Annotated in this window: 22 protein-coding genes; 10 read left to right on the top strand and 12 right to left on the bottom strand. The window is 59.6% G+C overall.

The features are described 5' to 3' along the window. Positions 1–21: 21 nt before the first annotated feature. The gene (locus AB4072_RS16190; RefSeq protein ID WP_441969607.1) at positions 22–2,193 is read right to left on the bottom strand and encodes a malate synthase G; all 2,172 of its coding nucleotides are present in this window, start codon (positions 2,191–2,193) and stop codon (positions 22–24) included. 214 nt (positions 2,194–2,407) lie between these two features. Here AB4072_RS16190 and AB4072_RS16185 point away from each other — a divergent pair, with 214 nt between their 5' ends. The 4 genes from AB4072_RS16185 to AB4072_RS16170 all read left to right on the top strand — a co-directional run bounded on the left by AB4072_RS16185 (position 2,408) and on the right by AB4072_RS16170 (position 7,594). Then, the gene (locus AB4072_RS16185; protein ID WP_441969605.1) at positions 2,408–3,658 is read left to right on the top strand and encodes a glycerate kinase type-2 family protein; all 1,251 of its coding nucleotides are present in this window, start codon (positions 2,408–2,410) and stop codon (positions 3,656–3,658) included. 72 nt (positions 3,659–3,730) lie between these two features. Continuing rightward, a complete protein-coding gene (locus AB4072_RS16180) occupies positions 3,731–5,476 on the top strand; it encodes a metallophosphoesterase family protein (RefSeq protein WP_441969603.1) in 1,746 nt (581 codons plus the stop codon). Positions 5,477–5,579: 103 nt separating this feature from the next. Beyond that, positions 5,580–6,707: an AGE family epimerase/isomerase gene (locus AB4072_RS16175; RefSeq protein WP_441969601.1), complete on the top strand. Its 1,128-nt coding sequence runs from the start codon at positions 5,580–5,582 to the stop codon at positions 6,705–6,707. After that, positions 6,704–7,594 carry an ROK family protein gene (locus tag AB4072_RS16170; protein WP_441969600.1) on the top strand — a complete coding sequence of 297 codons (891 nt, stop codon included), beginning with the start codon at positions 6,704–6,706 and terminating at the stop codon, positions 7,592–7,594. Before AB4072_RS16175 ends, AB4072_RS16170 begins: the two co-directional genes overlap by 4 nt. A 16-nt stretch (positions 7,595–7,610) precedes the next feature. On the opposite strand, the gene AB4072_RS16165 is transcribed toward AB4072_RS16170, so the two are convergent. Together AB4072_RS16165 and AB4072_RS16160 are read right to left on the bottom strand one after the other, a co-directional pair. Beyond that, positions 7,611–8,444, bottom strand: coding sequence for an HAD-IIB family hydrolase (locus AB4072_RS16165; RefSeq protein WP_441969598.1), 834 nt, complete (start codon positions 8,442–8,444; stop codon positions 7,611–7,613). A 136-nt stretch (positions 8,445–8,580) separates the two neighbouring features. After that, positions 8,581–10,212, bottom strand: a complete 1,632-nt coding sequence (locus tag AB4072_RS16160; protein WP_441969596.1) for an alpha-D-glucose phosphate-specific phosphoglucomutase — start codon at positions 10,210–10,212, stop codon at positions 8,581–8,583. Positions 10,213–10,507: 295 nt separating this feature from the next. On the opposite strand from AB4072_RS16160, the gene osmF reads away from it, so the two are divergent. The 5 genes from osmF (at position 10,508) to AB4072_RS16135 (ending at position 14,600) form a co-directional block, all read left to right on the top strand. Next, a complete protein-coding gene (gene osmF / locus AB4072_RS16155) occupies positions 10,508–11,410 on the top strand; it encodes a glycine betaine ABC transporter substrate-binding protein OsmF (protein WP_441969594.1) in 903 nt (300 codons plus the stop codon). Between the two features lie 58 nt (positions 11,411–11,468). Beyond that, positions 11,469–12,659 carry an ABC transporter permease gene (locus tag AB4072_RS16150; protein ID WP_441969698.1) on the top strand — a complete coding sequence of 397 codons (1,191 nt, stop codon included), beginning with the start codon at positions 11,469–11,471 and terminating at the stop codon, positions 12,657–12,659. Further along, the gene (locus AB4072_RS16145) at positions 12,656–13,594 is read left to right on the top strand and encodes an ABC transporter ATP-binding protein (RefSeq protein ID WP_441969592.1); all 939 of its coding nucleotides are present in this window, start codon (positions 12,656–12,658) and stop codon (positions 13,592–13,594) included. Before AB4072_RS16150 ends, AB4072_RS16145 begins: the two co-directional genes overlap by 4 nt. Next, complete coding sequence (locus tag AB4072_RS16140; RefSeq protein ID WP_441969589.1) at positions 13,591–14,328, top strand: ABC transporter permease; 738 nt, start codon at positions 13,591–13,593, stop codon at positions 14,326–14,328. The genes AB4072_RS16145 and AB4072_RS16140 overlap by 4 nt, the downstream gene beginning before the upstream one ends. A gap of 92 nt (positions 14,329–14,420) precedes the next feature. Continuing rightward, positions 14,421–14,600 carry a CsbD family protein gene (locus AB4072_RS16135; RefSeq protein WP_441969587.1) on the top strand — a complete coding sequence of 60 codons (180 nt, stop codon included), beginning with the start codon at positions 14,421–14,423 and terminating at the stop codon, positions 14,598–14,600. A 46-nt stretch (positions 14,601–14,646) separates the two neighbouring features. On the opposite strand, the gene AB4072_RS16130 is transcribed toward AB4072_RS16135, so the two are convergent. From AB4072_RS16130 to AB4072_RS16120, 3 genes are read right to left on the bottom strand one after another with little or no spacing between them, the layout of a single operon-like run. Then, complete coding sequence (locus tag AB4072_RS16130) at positions 14,647–14,832, bottom strand: sulfurtransferase TusA family protein (RefSeq protein WP_441969585.1); 186 nt, start codon at positions 14,830–14,832, stop codon at positions 14,647–14,649. Between the two features lie 37 nt (positions 14,833–14,869). Continuing rightward, positions 14,870–15,526, bottom strand: coding sequence for a molybdenum cofactor guanylyltransferase MobA (gene mobA, locus AB4072_RS16125; protein WP_441969583.1), 657 nt, complete (start codon positions 15,524–15,526; stop codon positions 14,870–14,872). A 4-nt stretch (positions 15,527–15,530) separates the two neighbouring features. Beyond that, a complete protein-coding gene (locus AB4072_RS16120) occupies positions 15,531–16,658 on the bottom strand; it encodes a P-loop NTPase (RefSeq protein WP_441969581.1) in 1,128 nt (375 codons plus the stop codon). A gap of 205 nt (positions 16,659–16,863) precedes the next feature. Here AB4072_RS16120 and pncB point away from each other — a divergent pair, with 205 nt between their 5' ends. Next, entirely contained in the window at positions 16,864–18,156 is a 1,293-nt protein-coding gene (gene pncB / locus AB4072_RS16115; RefSeq protein ID WP_441969579.1) for a nicotinate phosphoribosyltransferase, read from the top strand. Between the two features lie 94 nt (positions 18,157–18,250). Here pncB and ade read toward each other — a convergent pair whose 3' ends face one another. The 6 genes from ade to AB4072_RS16085 all read right to left on the bottom strand — a co-directional run bounded on the left by ade (position 18,251) and on the right by AB4072_RS16085 (position 24,581). Next, positions 18,251–19,966 (bottom strand): adenine deaminase, encoded by a 1,716-nt coding sequence (gene ade / locus AB4072_RS16110; RefSeq protein ID WP_441969577.1) that lies wholly within the window; start codon positions 19,964–19,966, stop codon positions 18,251–18,253. A 143-nt stretch (positions 19,967–20,109) separates the two neighbouring features. Further along, positions 20,110–20,880 (bottom strand): ABC transporter ATP-binding protein, encoded by a 771-nt coding sequence (locus tag AB4072_RS16105; protein ID WP_441969575.1) that lies wholly within the window; start codon positions 20,878–20,880, stop codon positions 20,110–20,112. Between the two features lie 113 nt (positions 20,881–20,993). Next, a complete protein-coding gene (locus tag AB4072_RS16100) occupies positions 20,994–21,719 on the bottom strand; it encodes an ABC transporter permease (RefSeq protein WP_441969573.1) in 726 nt (241 codons plus the stop codon). Then, positions 21,719–22,441: an ABC transporter permease gene (locus AB4072_RS16095; protein WP_441969572.1), complete on the bottom strand. Its 723-nt coding sequence runs from the start codon at positions 22,439–22,441 to the stop codon at positions 21,719–21,721. Before AB4072_RS16095 ends, AB4072_RS16100 begins: the two co-directional genes overlap by 1 nt. Positions 22,442–22,669: 228 nt before the next feature. Continuing rightward, positions 22,670–23,515, bottom strand: a complete 846-nt coding sequence (locus tag AB4072_RS16090; protein ID WP_441969570.1) for a transporter substrate-binding domain-containing protein — start codon at positions 23,513–23,515, stop codon at positions 22,670–22,672. A 220-nt stretch (positions 23,516–23,735) separates the two neighbouring features. Next, complete coding sequence (locus tag AB4072_RS16085; RefSeq protein WP_441969568.1) at positions 23,736–24,581, bottom strand: lysine/arginine/ornithine ABC transporter substrate-binding protein; 846 nt, start codon at positions 24,579–24,581, stop codon at positions 23,736–23,738. Positions 24,582–24,697 lie beyond the last annotated feature (116 nt).

The raw sequence follows: 24,697 nt of genomic DNA, 5'->3' as shown, positions 1-24,697 counted from the left end.
TGCGATTGCGTCTTACGGCGTCTAAGCCGGAGCGCCAAGCGCTTTCGCCTCCCGGCGACGCGCATGAAGAACCCATTCGGTGTAGCCGTTCGCCTGTGCGCGCCCCTTGTAGATGAGATCGCAGGCAGCCTTGAAGGCCGGGCCATCGAAGTTAGGGGCCATCGGACGATAGAGGGGATCGCCTGCATTCTGGCGATCGACGACTTGTGCCATCCGCTTCAAGGTGTCGAGCACCATTTCCGCCGAGACGACGCCGTGGTGCAGCCAATTGGCGATGTGTTGGCTCGAGATGCGCAAAGTTGCGCGGTCTTCCATGAGGCCGACATCATGAATGTCCGGCACCTTGGAGCAGCCGACGCCCTGATCGATCCAGCGCACCACGTAACCCAGAATACCCTGGCAGTTGTTGTCGAGTTCCTGCTGCACCGCATCCGGTGCCCAGTTCGATTGCGAAACCGGGATCGTGAGAATGTCGGAGAGCTTCGCTCGTGGACGCTTGCGCAATTCGTCCTGGCGCGCCTGCACGTCCACCTGATGGTAGTGAAGCGCATGCAGTGTCGCGGCGGTGGGGGATGGGACCCATGCGGTGTTCGCGCCGGCTTGCGGGTGGCCGATTTTTTGCGTCAGCATATCCGCCATCTTGTCGGGCGCAGCCCACATGCCCTTGCCGATCTGAGCATGTCCGGGTAGTCCGCAGGCGAGGCCGATATCGACGTTGGAATCTTCATAGGCCTTGATCCAGGCCGTCGATTTCATGTCGTTCTTCCGCACCATGGGGCCAGCTTCCATCGACGTGTGGATCTCGTCGCCCGTGCGGTCGAGGAAGCCGGTATTGATGAAGAAGATTCGCTCTTCCGCCGCACGGATACAAGCGGCAAGGTTGATGGTGGTACGCCGTTCCTCATCCATGATGCCCATCTTGAGCGTGTTGCGCGGCAGGGACAGCATTTCTTCCACGCGGCCGAACAGATCGTTGGCGAAGGCGACTTCGTCAGGCCCATGCATCTTGGGCTTCACGATATAGACCGAACCGGAGCGGCTGTTGCGCAGGAGACCTGTCGCACGTAGATCGTGGATGGCGATGAGCGCCGTGACGGCGGCGTCGAGGATCGTCTCGGGAATTTCCTGGCCGGATTGGTCGAGTACAGCGTCGGTGAACATGTGGTGGCCCACATTGCGCACCAGCATGAGGCTGCGGCCATGCACGCGCACTTCGCCTGTCAGGGGCTCCTTGTAAATCCGGTCTGGGTTCAGGCGACGCTCGATGGTGCGGCCGCCTTTTTGAAGTGTCTCCACCAGATCGCCGCGCATCAGACCGAGCCAGGTGGAATAGACCGCGACCTTATCCTGCGCATCGACAGCGGCGACGCTGTCTTCGAGATCCATGATGGTGGACAACGCCGATTCAAGCACAAGATCGGCAATACCCGCCGGATCTTCCGCGCCAATCGGATTCCCACGATCGATCTTGATTTCCACGTGCAGGCCGTTGTGGCGCAGAAGCACGGCGGAGGGAGAGGCTGCTTCGCCTTGATAGCCGACGAGCTTTGAGGGCGTCGCAAGCCCGGTCTTGCTGCCGTCCGTCAGCAGGACATCCAGCGCTCCATTCTCAATGGAATAGCGGCTCGAATCCTTGTGGCTGCCCTCGATCAGGGGGGCGACCTGATCGAGGAATTCGCGGGCGCGGGTGACGACACGGGCGCCGCGTACCTTGTTGTAGCCGCCTGAGCGCGTCGCGCCGCCGTCTTCGGGAATGACGTCCGTACCGTAGAGCGCGTCATAGAGACTGCCCCAGCGCGCATTGGCAGCGTTCAGGGCGTAGCGTGCGTTGGACACGGGAACCACGAGCTGCGGCCCGGCGATGCGGGCAATCTCGTCGTCCACATTGCGGGTCGAGACGGAGAACTTGTCCGGCTCCGGTAAAATGTAGCCGATGTCGCGCAGAAAGTGCTCATATTCGGCTTGGTCGAAAGCCTTTCCGATGCGGGCACGGTGGTATTCGTCGATCTGTGCTTGAAGCTTGTCGCGAATGGCGAGCAATTCACGGTCGCGGGGCGCGAAATCCGCGATGAGGCGAGCAAGACCGTTCCAGAAGGTTTCATTGGAAATGCCGGTGCCGGGGAGGGCTTTTTGCTCGACGAAGTCATAGAGAACTTTCGCAACCTGCAAACCGGAAACTTGAACCCGTTCCATCGTCTCGCTCTTCCCTTTAAAACTGCTCCGTATCTAGCGGCCGGAGGCCGGGGGAACATAGTGCGAGAGCTTCCTTCGACCAAGTGATATACGCTTCCACTAAAGTCAGGGGCGCTCCGGTGATCGGAGGAAAATTCAACAGATCGCCGGAGGGACGGGCTTCTCAGGAAGGCTGAAGTCCCTAATCTGCGATCCTGGTCGGTCCGGAGTTGCGATGCCAAACGATGCCGAAATCCTGAGAGAGCTCTTTCAAGCCGCGCTCGATGCTGCCCTGCCCGAGGGGAAGTTGGACGGAATCCTGCCGGACCGTCCGAAGGGGCGCACGATCGTTCTGGGAGCGGGCAAGGCCTCGGCTCGGATGGCGGCTGCTTTCGAGGAGGCGTGGAGCCGGGTCGGCGGGACCTGCGAAGGGCTTGTGGTCACCCGCTATGGCCATGGTTTTCCCACGCGCTCCGTTGAGATTGTCGAGGCTGCCCATCCGGTGCCAGACGAGGCAGGACTCAACGCCGCGCGCCGTATTCTGAAGCTGGCGGAAGAGGCGGGCCCCGAAGATCTCGTTGTGTGCCTGATCTCCGGTGGAGCTTCGGCCCTCCTGGCTCTCCCCGCCGAGGGTCTCACTCTGACAGACAAGCAGATGGTGAACCGGGCGCTTCTCGCATCCGGCATGCCAATCAGTGCGATGAACCGGGTCCGTAAGGCCCTTTCCGCCATCAAGGGTGGGCGGCTTGCTGCCCATATCGGTGGCGCGAAGCTTGTCACTTATCTGATTTCAGACGTTCCCGGTGACGATCCGGCCAGTATCGGATCTGGCCCGACCATTCCCGAACGCTCTGATCCGCAAGCGGTGCTCTCGCTTCTGCGGGATTACGGGATTGAGGTGCCGGAGCGGATCGAGGCCGCCATCCGCGCTAATGCGATCACGTCGTCAGCCGCCGGCGGCGAGGTTCATATGCTGGCGACGCCACACATGGCGCTTCGGGCGGCCGCTGAGAAATCCCGGGAATTCGGTCTCACGCCGCTGATTTTGGGCGATGCCATCGAAGGCGAGGCCAGAGAGGTTGCGCGGGTCATGGCGGGTATAGCGCGCTCCGTCGTCAGCCATGGAGAGCCCGTGTCGACACCGTGCGTGCTTCTCTCCGGCGGTGAGACCACCGTGACGCTTCGGGGCAAGGGTCGCGGGGGTCGCAATGCGGAGTTCCTGTTGGCGCTCGCCCTCGCTTCACGCGATTTACCGACGCTTTCCGCCATTGCCTGCGATACGGACGGGATCGACGGCTCTGAGGATAATGCGGGGGCATGGTTCGATGCTTCCCTTTATAGCCGGGCGGAGGAACGCGGGATCGACCTTGCCGCTTCACTCGTGGACAATGACGCCTACACGGCGTTCAAAGCCTTGGATCGTCTCGTGATGACCGGGCCGACCTTCACCAACGTGAACGATTTTCGGTGCATTCTGGTGCGTTGAGGGAAGGGTTGCCGCGAAAAGCTTGAATTCGGGAGATGTTTCAGGTTCAGAGGAAGCATGAAAGATCGACCGATGACGCAGATTGCCATTCTCGCCGATGTCCATTTTCACGACGTCTATGGCGATTACGATTTCGAAGGGCCGGTCATCCCGCGCGCGGGTCGAAGGGCCAACGTGCGGACCTTGAAGGACACGGTCAGCTCGACACGGATCTTCAACGAGAATTACTTTGCGTTGTTCTCAGTCCTCGACGATCTCGCTGCGCGCAATATCAAGCATGTGGTCTTGGTCGGGGATTACTCGGATGATGGCCAGCGCGCGACGGTTGCAGGCCTGAAGGTCATTCTCGACCGTTATCGTGAGCAGCATGGCATGGCGTTTTATGCCACCATCGGCAATCACGATGTGAGAACGCCGGTGGGCGGCCATCATGACAAGCGGTTTCTCAATGCCGACGGGAGCCACACGCTGACCACCAGTTCGTCTTCCATGAAATCGAGCGGGTCGCAGGTCGTGACGGACAAAATGTTCGGCCTTGGCTATCGTGACGCCATGCTCGCAATGGCGGATGCCGGCCTCTTCCCGCAGGAACACTTCCTGCATTGGGAAACACCCTTCGGCACCGATGGCGATTTGGCGCGACGCGAATTCGAGATCACGTCAGAAGATGGCCGTAATACGCGTAAAGTCATCGATGCGTCCTATCTCGTCGAACCATTCGACGGCACTTGGCTCGTTGCTATCGACGCCAACGTCTACGTGCCGAAAGATGGTTCCTTCTCGGACGACAACCCAAAGGGTTATGTGGAGAGCACCGATGCGGGTTGGAACGCCATGGTGCAACACAAGTCGTTCATCCTGGATTGGCTTGCCGATGTAGAGCGCAGAGCCAAGGCGAGCGGTAAGAAGCTTCTCGTTTTATCGCATTATCCTGTCGTCGATTTCCTGCGCGGGACAGTTGCCGAAGAGACCGCACTTTTTGGCTCGACCGGATTTACGCGCCGCTCTCCGACATCGGTGACGAGCGATGCTTTTGCGAAGACCGGTGTTCTTGTTCATTTCAGCGGACACCTGCATGTGAATGCCCTTGGGTTTCATGAAGGAGAGCGTGGCACGCTGGTCAATATCGCGATGCCATCGCTCGTCGGATATCCGCCCGCCTACAAGATCGTGTCGCTGGGCGATGGCGAGATCAAAATCGAAACGGTCGTCATCCGTGATGTGCCGCATTTCGACGATTTTCTCGATCTCTACCGACAAGAGGTTGCTCATCACGGCGACAAGGAAAGCGCGATCCTTGGCGCACGGAATTACTACGAGTTCGTCCGTGCTCACATGACGGAACTCGTCGATCATCGTTACCTGCCGAAGGAATGGCCACACGAGTGGCGTCCCTTGGTCGAGCGCTTGAATGGACGTGATCTCGTGACGCTTTCGCGCATCGATGAACCACTCGAAGTCGAAGAGGTGTTTGCGCGCCTCCGGCAGGAGGAGGCCAGTTCGGATTCCAAGCGATATACGCGAGTAACATTCAAGGAGATGGTGGTCGATTGGTATCGATTGCGCCATGCGTCCGATCTCGCCTTCAGCGATATCGATACCGAGCGCGCAGGACTCTATGGTGAGATCGTCGGGATCCTGAGACAACGCAAAGGCAAGGGAGGCCTTCAGGGGCAGTTGGCACTCTTTGCGGAAATCATGAGAGCTTATCTGGAAGGTCCACCTTCCATCGATATCGCAATCGATACGGCGACCGGCACTGTCCGGTCTCTAGGGGCAAGCGGACGGATCAGCTCCGTCGTTTGCTCGGTTGCCTAATCCAGAAGGCGAGTTGAGATTATCTTGCATTTGAGACACAAACGTCGAAATAGCGACCGTTTGGCCTCAGCTCGCCGGCCCCGGTTTCAACAAGGTATGGCGTATGGTCGATCTTAAACCCTGGCTCATCGAAGAATCCCTCCCGTTCTGGATGTCTCAAGGGTGGGACAGGCGCTATGGCGGGGTTTATGAACATTTTCTATGGAACGGCACTCCCGACCATCACGCCATCAAGCGTGTGCGTGTCCAGGCCCGTCAGATCTATGCCTACAGCCACGCGGCAATTCTCGGCTGGTGCCCGGGAGGTACCGAATTCGCCCTCGGCCTGCTCGATTGGATGTTGAAGAAAGCCCGCTCGCCCGACCGCGAACCGGGCTTCGTGCATCTGCTCAACCCGGATGGCTCCGTAGCCAATCCGTTGCGCGACACCTACGACCACATGTTCATCCTGATGTCGCTGGCTTGGCTCGCACACGCTAGCGGCGATGCGCAGGTGCGCGGATTGGTCGATGAGGTCATGGATTTCATCGACGAGCGCCTGACCGCGCGCGATGGCGCTTTGATTGAAGGTATCCCCGCATCCTTGCCGCGTCGACAGAACCCGCACATGCACTGTTTCGAGGCGATGCTCACTCTGCACGAGACTCTGGCCTATCCAGGCGCGCTCGAACGCGCTGGAAAGATTCTGGGGTTCCTGAAGGAGCGTTTTTTGGCACCGTCTCCTAAGCTGCGCGAGCATTTCAGCGACGATTGGAAAGTGTGGCCCGGCCCGGAGGGCGAGAGTATCGAACCGGGCCATCAGGCGGAATGGGCTTGGCTCCTGCGCCGCTATGAGCGCGCCACCAACAGCGCTCCCGATACCTTGCCCAGCCAGTTGCTCGACGATGCTGTGAAGGTCGCCGATCCGAAGACGGGTTTCCTTGTCGACGAGGTCGATTCCAAGGGGAAGGTTCGCCGCGGGACGCGCCGTATGTGGCCGCAGACCGAACTTGCCAAGGCATGGCTTGTGGAGGCCGAGATTGGACGTGAGGGCGCCCTCGACCGCGCGCTCGAAAGTCTGACGAAATTGCGCGATGTTTATCTCGCCAAGCCGTTTACGCCCGGTTGGATCGACCAGTTCGATGCGGATGGAAAGGTCTCTATTGAGACCGTGCCGGCGAGCACGCTTTACCATGTGCTCGGTGCCGTGGTCGAAGCCGATCGCGTGTTCGATAAATTGGGCGTGCGATGAGCGCGGTTCGAATTGGGATCGATGTTGGCGGTACGAAGATCGCCGCAGTCGTTTTGAGCGCGAAAGGCGAGATGATTTTTCGCACGCGGATCGATACTCCAGACAACTATGTTGATCTCATCGCAGCCGTTCCGATTGTTCTCGATCGTTGCAAGCAGGCGGCGAAAGATGTCATCGGGGTTGGCATCGGCATGCCGGGGTCGCAGTCGCCGAAGACGGGTCTTTGGCGCAATTGCAACATGACTTTCGTCAATGGTCGCGATGTCGTTTCCGATCTTCTGGCGGCCATTCCCTATCCGACCCGCATTGAGAACGATGCAAATTGCTTCGCCTTGTCCGAGGCGCTCGGCGGAGCTGCCGATGGACGCGCCGTCGTTTATGCGCTGACCCTTGGGACCGGTCTCGGCGGCGGGTTGGTGATCGACGGTCGCGTCAGGCGAGGTCCGCTGGCGATTGCGGGCGAGGCGGGGCATGTTCCAATCGTTCTCGCCGATGGCGCGACGCCGCGTCCCTGCTATTGCGGCAGTTTCGATTGCGCCGAGCTTTTCGTTTCCGGCACAGGCATGGCGCGCGATCACTTCGAGAGAACGGGTGCACGTTTGACGGCGCCGCAAATCATCGGGGCCATGAGAACCGGCGATATCCATGCGCGCGCCACGTTCGACCGGTGGATCGACAGGCTTGCCCGCCTCATCGGCTCCGTCACGAACGCACTCGATCCCGATGCTTTCGTGCTTGGGGGAGGATTAAGTGGGGTCGATGAGCTTCTCGATGCCTTGAACGCAGTAACACCACACTACGTCTTTGGGCAGGAATCTGTCCCTCTCATCGTGATTGGGGAGACGACAGAAAGTGGCGCGCGCGGCGCGGCGCTGCTATGGCCGTGAGATTGCACTCTTGAAATTAGCCGCGCGCGGTGGACGTTCCTGACGTGCCTGCAAGGCGTTTTGCGTCGAGCAGAACCGAAGCGAGTTCGGTAAAGCCCTCGCCTGAATGGCCCTTCGTGACATAGGTCGGCTTCGCCTTTAGGCGGTGAGCGAAATTATGAATGTTGGCCACGCCGACGCTGAGCGGGAAGGCGGCGAACATAGGCTCGTCGTTGGGGGAGTCCCCTGCATAGATCACCGCATCGCCATCGCGCGCGATGTCGATGCCGAAAATCTCTTCGAGCAGAATCTTCGCCATGCTCAGTTTGTTGTAGTTGCCGAACCAGCCATTGACGTGAATCGAGCTGACCTTGGCTTGCGCTCCGGCTTTCTCGAAAATCGAGACGATGCGATCCACTTCCGATTCCGGCAGCGGCGGCACGTCCTCGCAGAAATCGATGGCGAGATCAGCGATGCGATAAGGCTGATCGCTCGCCAGCGCGGAGCCGGAGACAGAGGCCAGAACCTCATCGCGGATGGTGACGAGACGGGCGCGGTTTATTGCGAATTCCTCCTCGCTCGCCCAGAACCGCTGCTGCATCTTCTTCAGCTTGCGGTCATAGCGGAAAAAGAAAGCGCCATTTTCGCCGACGATTGCGTCTACCGGCCACATGCGCGCGATGTGATCGCACCAACCGGCGGGACGGCCCGTGACGGGGATCACGATAAAACCAGCCTTATGCAGATTCTCCAACGCCTCATAAGCGACGGCGGTGAGCACCCCGTCGGTCGTCACCGTATCGTCGATATCGGTCAGCACCACGCGCACAGACTGCGCTTTGGAGAGCGGTAGTTCCGAGATCGGCTTCATGATTGGGTTCCTGATACCGAGAGCCACCATCGAGCGCGAGCGTCCCAGAGGCAGGCAACTAATGAGTTGGCTCTATGACACAGGAAGGCGGTTCTCGCAAAGTGACCACGCCGATTTGCGAACGCGGTCCCGCCGCTCAGGTGATCACCGAGGGAGTTGAGCGGCCGGTATGCGTTGTGATTTGCGCGATAGCCTCAGCCGCTTCCGCGACCGAAGCGAGCGCATCTTCGCGCGAAAGATCGTGGCGGCTCGGATCCGGCTCGAACCTTTCCAGATAGACACGCAACGTCGCGCCGGAAGTGCCGGTGCCTGAGAGACGGAACACGGCTCTCGCGTCTTCCTTGAACAGGATGCGGATGCCCTGCTGCGGTGTAAGCGATCCATCGACGGGGTCCGTGTAGGCGAAATCATCGCAAGCCTCGACCGTAAGACCTCCGAAGGTCTTGTCGGGCAGGGAGGGCGACGCTGCCCGCAAATGCGCCATGAGCGCGTCGGCGCGGGCCGTCTCGATCTCCTCATAATCGTGACGTGCGTAATAGTCTCGGCCATAGGTCGCCCAATGCTCTCTGACGACTTGGTCGGCAGGCTTCTTCAGCTCGGCCAGAATGTTGAGCCACAAAAGAACTGCCCACAGGCCATCCTTCTCACGGATATGATTTGAGCCTGTTCCAGCGCTCTCCTCGCCGCAGAGGGTCACGAGGCCCGCATCGAGCAGATTGGCGAAGAACTTCCAGCCGGTGGGCGTTTCAAAAGCGCGAATGCCGAGTTTCGCGGCAACCCGGTCTGCCGCGCGACTCGTGGGCATGGAGCGCGCCACGCCGGCGAGGCCCTTGGCGTAGCCGGGGGCAAGATGGGCGTAGGCGGTCAGAATTGCGAGGCTGTCGCTGGGCGTCACGAAGAGGCCAGGCGCGACGATCATGTTGCGGTCGCCGTCTCCGTCTGAAGCCGCACCGAAATCCGGTGCGTTCGGCCCAAGCATCAGTTCCATAAGGTCGTGAGCATGAACGGGGTTCGGGTCCGGGTGATGGCCGCCGAAATCGGGCTTCGGCTCGCCGTTAGCCACTGTGCCTGCGGGAGCGCCGAGCTGTCCCTCCAGAATGGCCTTGGCATAGGGGCCGGTCACAGCGCTCAGAGCGTCGAAGCGCATGCGGAAGCCGGACGCGAACAGAGCGGCGATTTTGTCGAAATCGACGAGGGTCTCCATCAGCTCCGCATAATCGGCGACGGAATCCACGACCTCGACGACCGTACTTCCGAGCCGCGTTTCGCCGAGCACATCGAGATCGATGTCGGATGCGCGATGGATATGATAGCTGGAGATCGTCTGCGTGCGCTTGAACACCGCATCCGTGAAAGTCTCGGGCGCGGGGCCGCCATGGGAGACGTTGAACTTGATGCCGAAATCGCCATCCGGACCGCCGGGATTGTGGCTTGCCGACAGAATGACCCCTCCGATGGCCTTGTATTTGCGAATGAGGCAGGAGGCGGCGGGAGTCGAGAGTAGCCCGCACTGGCCAATGAGAATGCGTGCGAAGCCGTTTGCCGCGGCCATCTTCAGGACCGTCTGAACGACCTCCCGGTTGAAGAAGCGCCCATCGCCTCCGACCACGAGGGTCGCGCCTTGGCGCCCCTCCACGGAGTCGAAAATCGATTGCACGAAGTTTTCGACGTAGTTCGGCTGCTGAAAGACGGTGACCTTCTTGCGCAGGCCCGATGTGCCGGGTTTCTGATCGAGGAAAGGCTTCGTCGGGATTTCTGTAAGGGTCATCGTCTTTGGCGCTGGAGAATGAGAGTTCAGGTGATGAGGAGGCGACGGCAGTATTAAAGAGGCAATATCTCCGGTTTAAGGCCCATGACCGAGCCCTTCAACATCCATGTTTACGGGAGTGGCACAACATTTTGAGGAACTGCCAAGCGCTGGGGGGCTTGTCGGGAGAAAAGTGTCTCTTATGGTTAATGGATGCCTCGAAATCCGGCCACCGGATCGCTCAACTCAAGCGGCTTTTGCCTCGACTTTGAAATGATGTCACATTAGACCGTCAGAGGTTCCTATGAATATTGTCATGAAAACACTCGGTGTCGCTCTCGCTCTGGGAATGGCTTTGTCCACAGGCGCGAAAGCCGACGTGGTCGTTTCCTCGAAGATCGATACGGAAGGCTCGGTTCTCGGAAACATCATCCTGTTGATGCTCGATGCCAACGGCATCAAGACGCAGGATCGCATTCAGCTCGGGGCGACCCCCGTGGTTCGGAAGGCGATCACTTCGGGCGAAATCGACATCTATCCCGAATATACCGGAAATGCCGGCTTCTTTTTCAACAAGGCGGACGATCCGGTCTGGAAGGATGCGGCAAAGGGTTATGAGGCCGCAAAGAAGCTCGATTACGACGCGAACAAGATCGTCTGGTTGACCCCCGCCCCGGCCAACAATACCTGGGCGATCGCGCTGCGTAAGGATGTGGCGCAAAGCGGCAAGCTTGCGAGCATGTCCGATTTCGGAAAATGGGTTTCCGGTGGGGCCAAGGTCGTGCTCGCGGCCTCCTCCGAGTTCGTCAACTCGGCTGCAGCGCTGCCTGCGTTTCAGGCGACCTATGGCTTCGCCATGAAGCCGGATCAGCTGATCGTTCTCTCTGGCGGCGACACCGCGGCGACCATCAAGGCCGCAGCGGAGAAAACCAACGGCGCCAATGCGGCGATGGTCTATGGCACGGATGGCGGCATCGCACCGTCCGATCTTGTGGTTCTGACCGACGACAAGAACGTGCAACCGGTTTATGCGCCCACGCCGATCATTCGTGAGGCGATTCTCAAGGAAAACCCCAAGATCGCCGATATCTTGAGCCCTGTCTTCAAATCGCTCGATCTTGCGACGCTGCAGAACCTGAACGCGCGCGTTCAAGTGGGCGGCGAACCTGCGAAGACCGTAGCGAGTGAGTATCTGAAATCGAAAGGCTTCCTGAAGTGATGCATTACGGGTTCAGCCTTTCTTGCAGAGCGAAAGACATATTTCGCTCGTGACGACGATGCCTCAAGGACGCATCGTTGGCGTGGTCTCACGTCGTGAGGGGCGCGCCGTCGATCGTCTCGGTTGCGTGATCGCCATCCTGATCGGCATCGCGATGATTGTCGGGCCGTTTGCGATTTACCGCGCCAATCGCATCGCCGCCGGTGACGCGCGTCTGATATTCTCTGCCTTGCCGCCATTGGGTGCGATCGGACTTGTGATTGTTTGCGGAGCAATCGCTTTTGTCTCCGCAATCGTCAGGAAGCCTGAGATGCGACTTGCGGCCTCCGCATTGGGATTGATCGCCGTCTTTATAACGATGGGCCTCGCGGCCGACTTTCTCACGCCGCCGGGCAACAGCTTTGCACGTGTCTCTCCCGGCTGGGGCTTCTGGGTGCTTGTGCTTGCCTTTGCCCTCCTGGTGGCCGATGCGCTGGCGCGACTGCGCTTCGGGCCTTGGCAGAGAATTGCGGCCCTTGTCGTCGCGGCCTTGACGCTTGGCCTTCTTCTCGGTTCCGGGGCCTGGAGCAACGTCGCCCTTCTCAAGGAATATGCGGCGCGGGCCGACAGTTTCTGGCGTGAGGCGCGACAGCATCTCGTGCTCGCCCTTGGCTCCGTGAGTGCAGCGACTCTTGTCGGCATTCCGCTTGGAGCCCTGTGTCATCGGGTCTCCGCCATCAAGGGGGCGGTGCTGCAGGTTCTCAATGTCGTGCAGACGATACCAAGTATCGCTCTGTTCGGCATGCTGATGGCCCCGCTGGGGTTCCTCGCCGCAACGGTGCCTCTGGCAGCGGCGCTTGGAATTCGTGGCATCGGCGCGGCCCCCGCCTTCGTTGCGCTCTTTCTCTATTCGCTTCTTCCGGTGGTCGCCAACACCGTTGTGGGGCTTGAACAGGTGCCCGCGAAAGTCATTGATGCCGCGCGCGGAATGGGGCTCTCCTCCTCGCAGCGCTTGCGACAGGTCGAGTTTCCGTTGGCGTTCCCGACAATCCTGACCGGCATCCGCATCGTTCTCGTTCAAAATCTCGGTCTCGCCACTGTGGCGGCGCTGATCGGCGGCGGTGGACTGGGAACATTCGTTTTTCAGGGAGCAGGGCAGACAGCGTTGGATCTTGTGTTGCTCGGCGCCATTCCGACAGTGTTGCTCGCTTTCACGGCCGCCGTGATCCTCGATGCCATTGTCGATCTGACAAAGAGAGTTCCGTCATGATCGAGATCGAGCATCTGACAAAGCGCTACGGTGCAGACCCCATCGTCGATGATGTCTCTCTCAACGTCGAGAGCGGCACGATTACCGTCGTCGTTGGGACGTCCGGGGCCGGTAAATCAACGCTGCTACGTATGGTCAATAGACTTGTCGAGCCGACGGCGGGGCGCGTGCTGATCGACGGTCAGGACACGATGTCGATTCCCGAAGACAAGCTCCGGCACGGGATCGGCTATGTCATCCAGGGCAACGGCCTCTTCCCGCACCGCACTGTTTCCGAAAACATCGCGACAGTTCCGCGCCTGCTCGGTTGGGAACGCAAACGAATCGATGCGCGTGTTGATGAACTGCTCGATCTTTTCCAGCTTGAGCCCGCAACCTTCGCGTCGAAGTATCCGCATCAGCTCTCAGGCGGCGAACAGCAGCGCGTCGGCGTTGCGCGCGCTTTGGCGGCGGGGCCGAACCTGCTGTTGATGGATGAGCCCTTCGGCGCGCTTGATCCACTGATCCGCAGCAAAGCGCAGGCCGATCTCCTCACTATTCAACGCCGCTTCAAAACCACTATTCTTCTCGTGACGCACGACATGGAGGAAGCATTCCACCTCGGTGACCGGATCGCTGTCATGGATCAGGCGCGGCTTTTGCAATATGCGACGCCGGCAGAGATTCTGGTCCAGCCTGCTCACGAATTCGTCGAGCGTCTCGTCGGCACAGCGGAGCGTCCCTTCCGGCTTCTGTCGCTGTTGAGGGTGGAAAGTGCCCTCGAACCGGGCCACGCTGCCGGACAGCCGATAGATAGTTCCGCAAATCTTCGTGATGCGCTGTCGGAACTCGTTTGGAGCGGGCGCGATGCTTTGCCAGTTTCCGATGCTTCCGGCGCAATTGTCGGAAGGGTCAGTATTGCAGGTATCCTCGCTCACGGGCGGGCACATTCATGACGCCTTTTTCTATTGCTCTGCGGTTTGCAGCGCTTGCCCTTCTCGTGACATTCATCGCGGTACCGCAGCTCTTCGCACAGGTTTTCGAGCCGCTGACAGTGAATGGCGCGCCGGCGATCTATAATCACGGCAATCTCGTTTCGCTCACGCTCTCGCATCTGCGGACGGTGTTCGTTGCGACATTTGCAAGCGTCGTGCTCGCCGTTTCACTCGGAATTTTCGTCACGCGGCCCTCGGGCTTGGAATTCCTGCCCCTGTCGCGAACACTCGTGAATGTTGGGCAGACCTTCCCACCCGTCGCAGTTCTTGCCATCGCAGTACCGCTCGTCGGGTTCGGTGAAACTCCGACGCTGATTGCTCTTTTCCTTTACGGTCTTCTTCCCATTTTCGAGAATACGCTGACGGGCTTGACTCAGGTATCGCCACTAACACTCGATGCTGCTCGAGGCATGGGAATGAATGGGCGTAAACGTCTCGTTGGAGTCGAAATCCCGCTCGCATTGCCGGTCATTCTCGCTGGCATCCGTTTATCGCTCGTCATCAATCTGAGCACCGCGACCATCGGATCGACCGTTGCAGCCAAGGGTCTTGGCGAAGTGATCATTGCAGGGCTTCAATCCAACAACACAGCCTTCGTTGTGCAAGGAGGACTTGTTGTCGCGATGTTGGCGTTTTTCATTCACGATCTCTTGAGTCTTGTGGAACGACGTGCCGCGCAACGCATCGGTGCGTAGTTCGACTGCGACAAGTCCATATGCAGAGATATGAAACCAATTCCAATCTTCGACGTTCTTACCCTCGTTGAACGTGATTGGAGATTGTCGTTATGAATAAAGATCGCATCGAAGGTGGCCTGAAAAACGTCAAGGGCAGCGTGAAGGAAGGTCTCGGCAAGCTTGTCGGCGATACGAAGCTGGAAGCGGAAGGTAAGGTCGAAAAGACCGAAGGTCGCATTCAAAATACGGTCGGCGGTATCAAGGATTCCATTCGCGGCAATCGCGATTGATCAAGCTGCTTGAATATGCGAAGGGCCCGGCATCGCCCGGGCCTTTTCAATGCGCGCCCGATGCTTTCGCAATCCGAAAGATCATCCTTTTGCCGTCGACATATTGCTCGATCAGTCGGTCCCCAGTCTCACGAATGAGATTGGGAATGTCGATGGCCGCCAGCGGATCGGTGCAGGTGACCTTGATCTCGTCGCCTGCATTCAATGTTCTGAGAATCTTCCGCGTCTTCAAGACGGGAAGGGGGCACTTCAGTCCGCTTAAATCCAGTTCAATCATGCCGCGCGCTTGAAATATCGTAGACTGTTTCCATCATCGCCTCCGCGCCCGCAAGATCCTCGGGGGTGTTGATGTTGAAAAATGGATCGAAGGGTTCTACAGGCCATTCGGCATAGGCAACCCGATGACGGGAAATCCAAGCGCGTACGGCTCTGACTTTCTCGACATCGAGCGCATGCCGCAGGCTCGCTGCCAAGCTGACCGGCCATAGACCTATGGTCGGATGAATACGTCCACCGGATGTGGCGCAGGCGACCGACGCACTATCCTCCACGCGCGCGCGATGCAGGCGTTCGACAAGATCGCTTGGCAGGAACGGCGTATCGCCTGGAACACTTGCAATCCATTCGATCTGAGGTCGATGCGAGGCAGTCCATTCGAGTGCGGCGAGAATGCCTGCCAGAGGGCCCGCATGACCGGGCAGGGTGTCGGCAACGACTGGCGCATCATATTCCGCGAACCGTGTCGCATCGTCATTCGCATTGATGATGAGCGTTTCGCATTGGGGCTGCATCGCTGCGACAATGCGGCCAAGGATCGTCTTTCCGTCAAGCCGAAGGAGGGGCTTGTCTGCACCTCCCAGGCGCGTTGCGCGTCCGCCCGCGAGAACGACCACAAGCGTTTTCTTGCGGAGAGCGAACTCCGTCATCCCGTTACTCGATGACGATGCGTGGTGCGGGCTTGGCGCTCTCGCCGCCCGAGAGTGTCATCCAAACTTGCTCGGCCATGGCCTTGTAGAGTGCGGTATGCGGTCCGTTCGGATCGGTTGCGACAATAGGGCGGCCGGCGTCTGACAATTCGCGGATCGTCATGTTGAGCGGGATTTCGCCGAGGAACGGCACGCCGAGCTTTTGAGCTTCAGCGCGCGCACCGCCATGGCCGAAGATGTGGGATGTCTGGCCGCAATGGGGGCAGACGAAGGTCGCCATGTTCTCGACGATGCCGAGGATCGGGATCTCGACGCGCTTGAACATGGAAACGCCACGTCGCGCATCGATGAGCGCAAGATCCTGCGGTGTGGAGACGATGACCGCGCCGGCAAGAGGGGTTGCCTGCGCCATGGTCAGTTGCGCATCGCCGGTGCCGGGAGGCATGTCGACGACGAGCACATCGAGATCGCCCCAGGCAACTTCGCGCAGCATCTGCGTGATGGCGGACATGACCATGGGGCCTCGCCAGATCATGGCGGCTTCCTCATCGACCAGGAAGCCGATGGACATGACTTTCAGGCCATAGGCCTCCATGGGTTCAAGGATGCGATTTTCGAGCAAACGCGGCTTGCCGTGAATGCCGAGGAGCTTCGGCAGCGACGGGCCATAGATATCCGCATCCAGAAGCCCGACCTTGAGACCAAGGGACTTCAACGCGAGGGCAAGGTTGCATGCGGTCGTGGACTTGCCGACGCCGCCCTTACCAGAGGCGACGGCGATGATGTGGTTCACGCCGGGGATGCGTTGCGTTTTTTGGCCAGGCGGTGCGCTTTGAGTTCGAGGCTGAGGAGAGGGAGGCGCTGAGGGACCGGCCGAGGCAGGCCGCTCCGCCGTGAGGCTCACAAGAACGCCGCTGACGCCGGGAACGTGCTGAACGGCCGCTACGGCCGCCTGGCGCACAGGTTCCATCTTCGAAGCCTCTGACGGATCGATCACGATGGCAAACACCACCCTGCCGCCTTCCTCGATCAGAATGTCCGTTAAGCGGCCCGATGCAGAGAGGGGCGTGCCGCCCGCATCCAGCGGCACGGTCGAGAGGGCCTTGAGCACGTCTTCCCGGGTAATCGCCACGCTCGGATCTCCTGTCGCAACCTTGTATTGAAAGTCATGTATAGGGCGCGGCGGCGTTCGTTAAGGCGTCTTGCGAGTTCTGACGGTGCAAAACCTCAAGGCGAACAGCCTAGATCCCGGTTCAGGTGTATTATGCGCCCGTGTGCCTTCACGCCGCAGGCGACCTTCGTTATGGTCCCGGTCCCCGAATGGCGAGGAGTAGGCGATGGTGGACATCGCGACCAGGGTGTATAACCACACCTGGAAGATCGATCCGATTGTGAGATCCGTGCTGGATACGGATTTTTACAAGCTCTTGATGGCCCAGACGATTTTTCGTCGCCATCGAGATGTTCAGGTCACGTTCGGTATTCACAACCGCACCACCCGAATCCCGCTTGCCGAGATTATCGATGCTGGGCAGTTGCGCGAGCAGCTCGATCACGTGCGCTCGCTCTCGCTGACCCGTGGTGAATCTACCTGGCTCCGGGGCAATACGTTCTACGGCAAGCGGCAGATGTTCTCGCCGGAATTCATGGATTGGCTCGAGACCTTCCGTTTCCCGGAATATCTGCTCGAGAAGGAAGACGGGCAATATGTCCTGACCTTCCACGGGCCCTGGATCGAAACCACCATGTGGGAGATCCCGGCTCTCGCCATCCTCAACGAGTTGCGCTCGCGCGGCGTCTTGAGGGGCATGGGCAAGTTCGAACTGCAAGTGCTCTACGCCCGCGCCATGACCCGTGTGTGGGAGAAGATCGAGCGACTCAAGACCATGCCCGGCTTGTCCGTCACCGATTTCGGAACCCGTCGCCGCCACGGCTTTCTGTGGCAGGATTGGTGTGTGCAGGCGATGATCGAAGGGCTCGGTTCGTCCTTCCTCGGCACCTCCAACTGCCTCATCGCCATGCGCCGCGAGGTAGAGGCGGTAGGCACGAACGCCCATGAATTGCCGATGGTCTATACGGCACTCGCGGAGAGCGAGGCCGAGATGCTGGAAGCGCCTTACCGGGTGCTTGCCGACTGGCAGCAGGATTATGAGGGCAATCTGCTGGTGATCCTGCCCGATACCTACGGCACCACGAATTTCCTGAAGAGTGCGCCCGATTGGGTCCAGAACTGGACCGGTATCCGCATCGACTCGAAGGATCCTATCGAGGGTGGCGAGGAGGCGATTGCCTGGTGGCGTTCGCGTGGGCAGAACCCCATGGAGAAACTGGCCATTTTCTCCGATGGTCTCGATGTGGATGTGATGCAGCGCATCCATCAGCATTTCGTCGGCCGCATGCGCATCGGCTACGGTTGGGGCACGTTGCTCACCAACGATTTTCGAGGGCTGACTTCAGACGGCTCGCTCGATCCCATCTCCATCGTCTGCAAGGTGATTTCAGCGGACGGTCGTCCGACGGTGAAGCTCTCCGATAATCCGACGAAGGCGATGGGACCCAAGGACGAGATCGAGCGCTACAAACGCGTCTTCCACGTCGGCACGCAGGAAGCACACCCCGTTCTGGTTTAGAGCATGATCCGCTTCAGTTGAATCTGATCATGCTCTCAGTTTTATTTTGTCCATTCTCTTCACGCGAACCGGTGCCACTTCGCTTGAAAATGCTCTAGAGCGCGACCAATTCCATCCGATCCACATCGAAGAGACCGCGATCCGTGATCTTGAGGTGCGGGATGACGGGAAGCGGCAGGAAGGCCACTTGCAGGAAAGGCTCTTGCAGGGTCACACCAAGGCCTTTCGCGGCATCGCGCAAGGGATAAAGCGCATCGCGCACGTCTTCGTAACGCTTGTCGCTCATGAGCCCGGCAATCGGGAGTGCGAGTTCTGCGCGGACCTCGCCTTCGGACACGACGACGAAACCGCCCCGGATGTTGCGCAGGCGGTTTACGGCCGTTGCCATGTCCGCATCACTCGCGCCGACGACGCAGATGTTGTGGCTGTCATGGCCTACGGAAGACGCGATGGCACCGCGCTTCAAGCCGAAGCCTTTCACGAAGCCGAGCCCGATATTGCTGTTGATCCCGTGTCGCGCGATGACGGCGACCTTGATGATGTCCTGCTTAAGATCGACAAGCGTTTCGCCGCCTTCGCGTGGAAGGGAAGCATGCAGATATTCGGTGATGATCTTTCCCGGCATGACACCGATCACGGGAATGGAATCCGACGACGCCTCGACGCGAAAATCGGCAGCGGCCACGGATTGCAGTTTAACGCTATCGAGGCCAACCGGCGGCACACTGCCGCGTGTTGCGAATAGTGCGTCGTTGACGAGGCGGCCAGCGGAGACGACCTCTGAAACCTCACATCCCTCCAGATCGTCGAGAAGAACGATATCGGCGCGCTTACCCGGCGCGATGATGCCGCGATCGGTGAGGCCGAAGGCCTGAGCAGCAGTAAGTGAAGCGGCACGATAGACGGCCAAGGGATCGCATCCGAGCGCGATGAGCGTGCGGATCATGAAATCGAGATGCCCTTCTTCGGCAATATCGAGCGGGTTTCGATCATCCGTGCACAAGGCGAGGAACGGCGATGTTTGAATGGTCAGCAACGCGCTTAGCGCGTGGAGATCTTTCGAGACTGACCCTTCGCGGATGAGAATGGTCATTCCCTTGCGGATCTTCTCCAGGGCCTCGTCGAGCGTCGTGGCTTCATGCTCCGTGCGAATGCCCGCCGCGATATAGGCGTTGAGACCAAGCCCGCGCAGGAGCGGTGCGTGGCCATCGATGTGGTGGGTGGAGAATGCTTCGAGCTTGGCGAGGCAGGCGGGGTCACCATTGATGACGCCGGGAAAGTTCATGAACTCGGCGAGGCCGATGACCTTCGCGTGGTCGCGGTAGCGGATCAGGTCCGCAGCCTCGATCTGCGCTCCGGATGTTTCGAAAGGCGTCGCCGGTACGCAGCTCGAAAGATTTATGCGCAAGTCCATGATGGTCTCGTTCGCGCAGGCGAGGAAGTAATCGAACGCTGCGGTGCCGATCACGTTTGCCATTTCATGCGGATCGCAAATGGCTGTCGTCACCCCATGCGGTAGGACGCAACGGTCGAATTCGAAAGGCGTGACGAGCGAGGACTCAACGTGGAGATGCGTGTCGATGAATCCCGGTACCGCGAAGCGGCCACGACCGTCTATGGTGCGCTCTCCACTGTAGGATCCATAGGTGCCGACGATGGTGTCGCCGCAGATTGCGATGTCGGTTTTCGCGAGAGAGCCTGTCACGAGGTCCAGGAGGCGGACATTCGTGATGACGAGGTCGGCCTTCTCCCGTCCCGCGCCTTGCGCCACCCGCTTCGCAAGCGTTGCGGCATTCACTGGTCTCGCCATCTCTTTCCCCCTCACATTGGCCCATAAGAGATTAGAGCAGACCACCGGGCGAGGCGAGATCGAAGACGTGAGATATAGATCTCGTTCCTATGGTTTCAGAACCAAGCGTGAAAAGCCGAAGGCGCGGCCGCGACCGCGCCTTCTTATCGATGGCTCGAAATGAACTGCTTGAAGCGTTCGGATTTCGGGTTCGCGAAGATCTCCTGCGGCGCACCTTCTTCTTCGACAACGCCTTTATGCAGGAACATAACGCGGTTCGAGACATCCCGGGCAAAGCCCATTTCGTGTGTCACCACGAGCATGGTGCGGCCTTCTTCCGCGAGCGAGCGCATCACGCGAAGCACCTCGCCGACAAGTTCCGGGTCGAGCGCGGAGGTGGGCTCGTCGAAAAGCATCACCTTCGGGCGCATGGCAAGCGCGCGGGCAATGGCCGCACGTTGCTGCTGGCCGCCCGAGAGATGCGAAGGATAGCTGTTACGCTTGTCGGCAATGCCCACCTTGGCGAGCAGCGCTTCCGCCTCTTCGAGGCATTCCGCCTTCGGGCGCTTCTGCACATGCACCGGCGCTTCCATGACATTTTCCAGGATCGTCATGTGGGACCACAGATTGAAGCTCTGGAACACCATGGCGACGCGGGAGCGGATGCGGTCGACCTGCGAGCGGTCGGAAGGCTCCATGCCACGTCGACCTTTCTTGAGACCGATCAATTCGCCGCCGATGCGGATGTCGCCGGAATCGGGAATCTCCAGCATGTTGATGCAGCGGAGCATGGTCGATTTGCCGGAGCCGGAAGCGCCGAGGATCGAGATCACGTCACCTTCGTGCGCTTCGAGTGAGACGCCCTTGAGGACCTCCAGCGCACCGAAACTCTTGCGAAGCTGGTTGACTGAAACGGCGGACGGGGTGGAGGACATGGAAACTCCGTTAGAGCATTTTTTGCAGAAGTGGGAACCGGTTCTGCATTAGAAAATGTGGCAAAATAAGAATTTCTAGAGCGAACTTTGACACGCTTGGGTCGGAGCTCGCTCTAGACATGCGCGGCCTCCAGGCTCGGCTTCGGCACTGGAGGGTGACGCAGGTGAGGGGAGAGCCACCATTCGAGCGCCATGATGAGGCGTGTGATGATGAAGTTGAGAATGAGGTAGATCGCGCCTGCGACGACGAACACTTCGACGGCGCGGAAGGTTTGCGAGATCAGCTTGGCGGCGATCCCGGTGATTTCCATCATGGTGATGATAGAGGCCAGCGACGTCGCTTTCACCATCAAGATCAACTCGCTGCCGTAAGCCGGAAGGGCTTGGCGGACAGCGATGGGGAACGTGATGCGGCGGAAGAGCAGGAAGCCCGACATCCCGCAGGCGCGGGCGGCCTCGACCTGTTGCGCGGGAACCGCCTGCAAGCCGCCGCGAAAGATCTCGCTCGCATAGGCCCCCGTGTTGAGGGTGAGCGCGAGGATGGCGCACCAGTAAGGCTCACGGAAGAAGGTCCACAAGCCCCATTCCTGCAAGGTCGGGCGGAATTGTCCGAGACCATAATAGATCAGAAATATCTGGACGAGCAGCGGCGTGCCGCGGAAGACGAAAACGTACCCCTTGGCGATGGCCTCCACGACGCCGATGCCCGACATGCGCATGAGCGCAAGCAGCAGCGCCAGAACAGCGCCGAAGGCGACCGAGGTGAAGGCAAGGTTGAGGGTGAGCGGAACGCCGCTCAACAGGCGCAGGAACGTTTCCTGCATGAACTCGAAATCCATCAGGAAGCCCTCCTTATGCCGCGCATCGAGTAGGTTTCCGCACGTTGGAACAACACTGTCGAGACCCAGGTAATGACGAGATAGAGGATCGCCGCCGTCACATAAAAATCGAAGGGACGCCGGGTCGAGCCGGCGGCGATATGCGACTGGCGCAACAGCTCGACAAGGCCGGTCACGGAGATGAGGGCAGATTCCTTGAGGATCAACTGCCAGGTATTGCCCATGCCGGGAATGGCATAGCGCAACACCTGCGGAGCGACGACCCGGCGGAACATCAACCAGCGATGCATGCCGACCGACCGTGCGGCCTCGAGCTCGCCGCGGCTGACAACCTGAAAAGCTCCACGGAAGACCTCAGCCTGATATGCGCCGGAGACGATGCCGATGGCGATAGCCCCCGTGACGAAAGCCGGCATGCCGATGAACCCATCGGCTCCGAACAGACCGCCAATGGCACCCAGCACCGCGCTACCGCCGAAATAGAAGAGGTAGATCACGAGAAGGTCAGGGATGCCGCGAAGAACCGTCGTATAGCCGTCCGCCAGAGAGCGGGCGATGAAGTTCGATGAGAGTTTTGCCCATGCGACAAAGGTGCCGATGACAGCGCCGGCAATAAAGCCGCAAAGAGCGACGGCCAGCGTCATTCCCGTTGCGATCAGAAGCGCATAGCCCCATCCGTTCGGTCCAAAGCCGATGAGCTCGAAATAGGTCAGCTGTTGCACGCGGTCGGTGTCCTGCTGTTTGTCGCTCTCAGCGATGGGGATCGAAAAGTACGCTTACGGTTTCCGAAAGGCGGGTTTTCCGATCCTTAGCCATCACGCGAACAACGTAATACTTTGAATGAGTTAGAGCATGACTTCATTTCGTCGAAACGCAATCATGCTCTGTTGTTATGTATCATAAACTTTCGGCGATCCGTTACTCGCATCGCCTGGGCATGACCAGGGCTCTTAGCTCTGGGGCGACATATCGACCTTGAACCACTTCTGCGTGAGCTTCTGGATCGTGCCGTCGGCAATGGCGCCCTGGATGGCCGTATCGAAGGCGGTCTTGAGGTCCGCATCGTCCTTGCGCAGGCCGACCGCGACGCCACGTCCGAGCGGACCGCCCGAGACACCGGCACCGGCGATCATCATGTTCTTGAACTCGGGCTGATCGATCGTCGCCTTCATGGACGAATGAGCGGCGAAGATTGCGTCTACGCGACCGGCGGCGAGATCGAGATCGTGCTGCTCGGTGGTCTTGTATTCGCGGATCGTGATCACGTCCTTCAGATACTTCTCGAGGAAGGCTCCGTTCACCGTCGAGGATTGGGTACCGACGGTCTTGCCCTTCAGGAGGGTCTTCCATTCGTTGATGAGCTTCTCGGCGGCGACAGGATCCTTGTCGACATTGACACGTTCACCCGTGCCGGCGAGCTTCGCCAGCGGCGAATCCTTCATCGTGGCAAAGCCGTGAAGACCGGAGGCGTAGGGGCGCGAAAAGGCAATCGCTTCAAGGCGCTTGTCCGTGATGTTCATGCCGGCCATGATGGCATCGTATTTCTTGGCGTTGAGAGCGGGGATGATGCCGTCCCAATCCTGCGCGACGATCTCGCACGTTACTTTCATGCGGGCGCACAGGTCGTTCGCGAGGTCGATCTCGAAGCCTTCGAGCTTGCCGCCGGCGCCGGTGAAGTTCCACGGGGCATAGGCGCCCTCGGTGGCGATCTTGACGGTCTTGCCCTGAGCCGCCGCGCCGCCGATGGCAAACGCCGATGCCAGGATACTCAGGCCGATAACCTTGAAAATTTTCATCTTCGTCGTTCCTCTGTCAGGCTTTGTTGATGCCTTTTCGATGGAAGCCTTTATCGGCCATTCTCACCGGAACCGTAGCTAACAGACAAAGCGTATGAGAGCGCAAGCCCCAATCACGCTGCAGGTGCAAGCGGAGCTGACGCTTTGCGTCGCAACCGCCCCGGATCATGCAAAAAAGGCGCGACCGAAGCCGCGCCTTTCTTTGTTCAAAGGGTTGCCGTTAGCTCCTGGGCGTAACGTCGATCTTGAACCACTTCTGGGAGAGCTTGGCGATGGTGCCGTCCTTGATAGCCGCGCTGATCGCCTCGTCGAAGTTCTTCTTCAGCTCGGTATCGGCCTTGCGCAGACCGACACCGACGCCGTTGCCGAGCATGCCGCCGGTGATGGACGGGCCGACCATCACGTAATCCTTGAACTCGGGCTTCTCGAGGGTGCCGATGATGGCGGTCGAATCCGCGAGAACCGCATCGATACGGCCTGCGGCGAGATCGAGATCGTGGGCTTCCGTGGACTTGTACTCGCGCACGTCAGCGGTGCCCTTGAAGTACTTGTCGGCGAAGGCCGAGTGGATGGTCGAGCCCTGGACGCCGATGGTCTTGCCCTTCAGAACAGGCTTGAGCGCGTCGATGGCCTTCTCAGCCGCATCCTTCTGCGAGCTCAAGTTGAAGGCCGCGCCCGTGCCGGGCATCTTGGCGAGCGGCGAGCTCTTGGCGACGAGGAAGCCGTTGGGGGAATTGGCGTAGGAGCTGGTGAAATCAATCACCTTCTTGCGCTCGTCGGTGATGCTCATGCCGGCCATGATGGCATCGTACTTCTTAGCGTTGAGAGCGGGAATGATGCCGTCCCAATCCTGCGCGACGATCTCGCACTTCACCTTCATGCGGGCGCAAAGGTCATTGGCGAGATCGATCTCGAAGCCTTCAAGCTTGCCGCCGGCGCCGGTGAAATTCCACGGAGCATAGGCGCCCTCGGTGGCGATCTTCACGGTCTTGCCCTGAGCCGCCGCGCCGCCGATGGCGAGAGCGGAGCAGACAATAGCCAGGCTGACGGTTTTGAGGAATTTCATCGTTGTTCCCTTGTTTTCCAGATAAGCACCGTTGAACGGGGCTTGTTCTTTCACGGTCATGGCGACCGCATCGTTACGCAGTAACCGCCAAAGTCGGGAAAAAGGCAAGGGGGCGC

It is taken from the genome of Microvirga sp. 2MCAF38, from assembly GCF_052115485.1.
Classification (GTDB): domain Bacteria; phylum Pseudomonadota; class Alphaproteobacteria; order Rhizobiales; family Beijerinckiaceae; genus Microvirga.
Note: the sequence above shows the minus strand (reverse complement) of the source record. Positions and strands in the feature narration are given on the sequence as shown.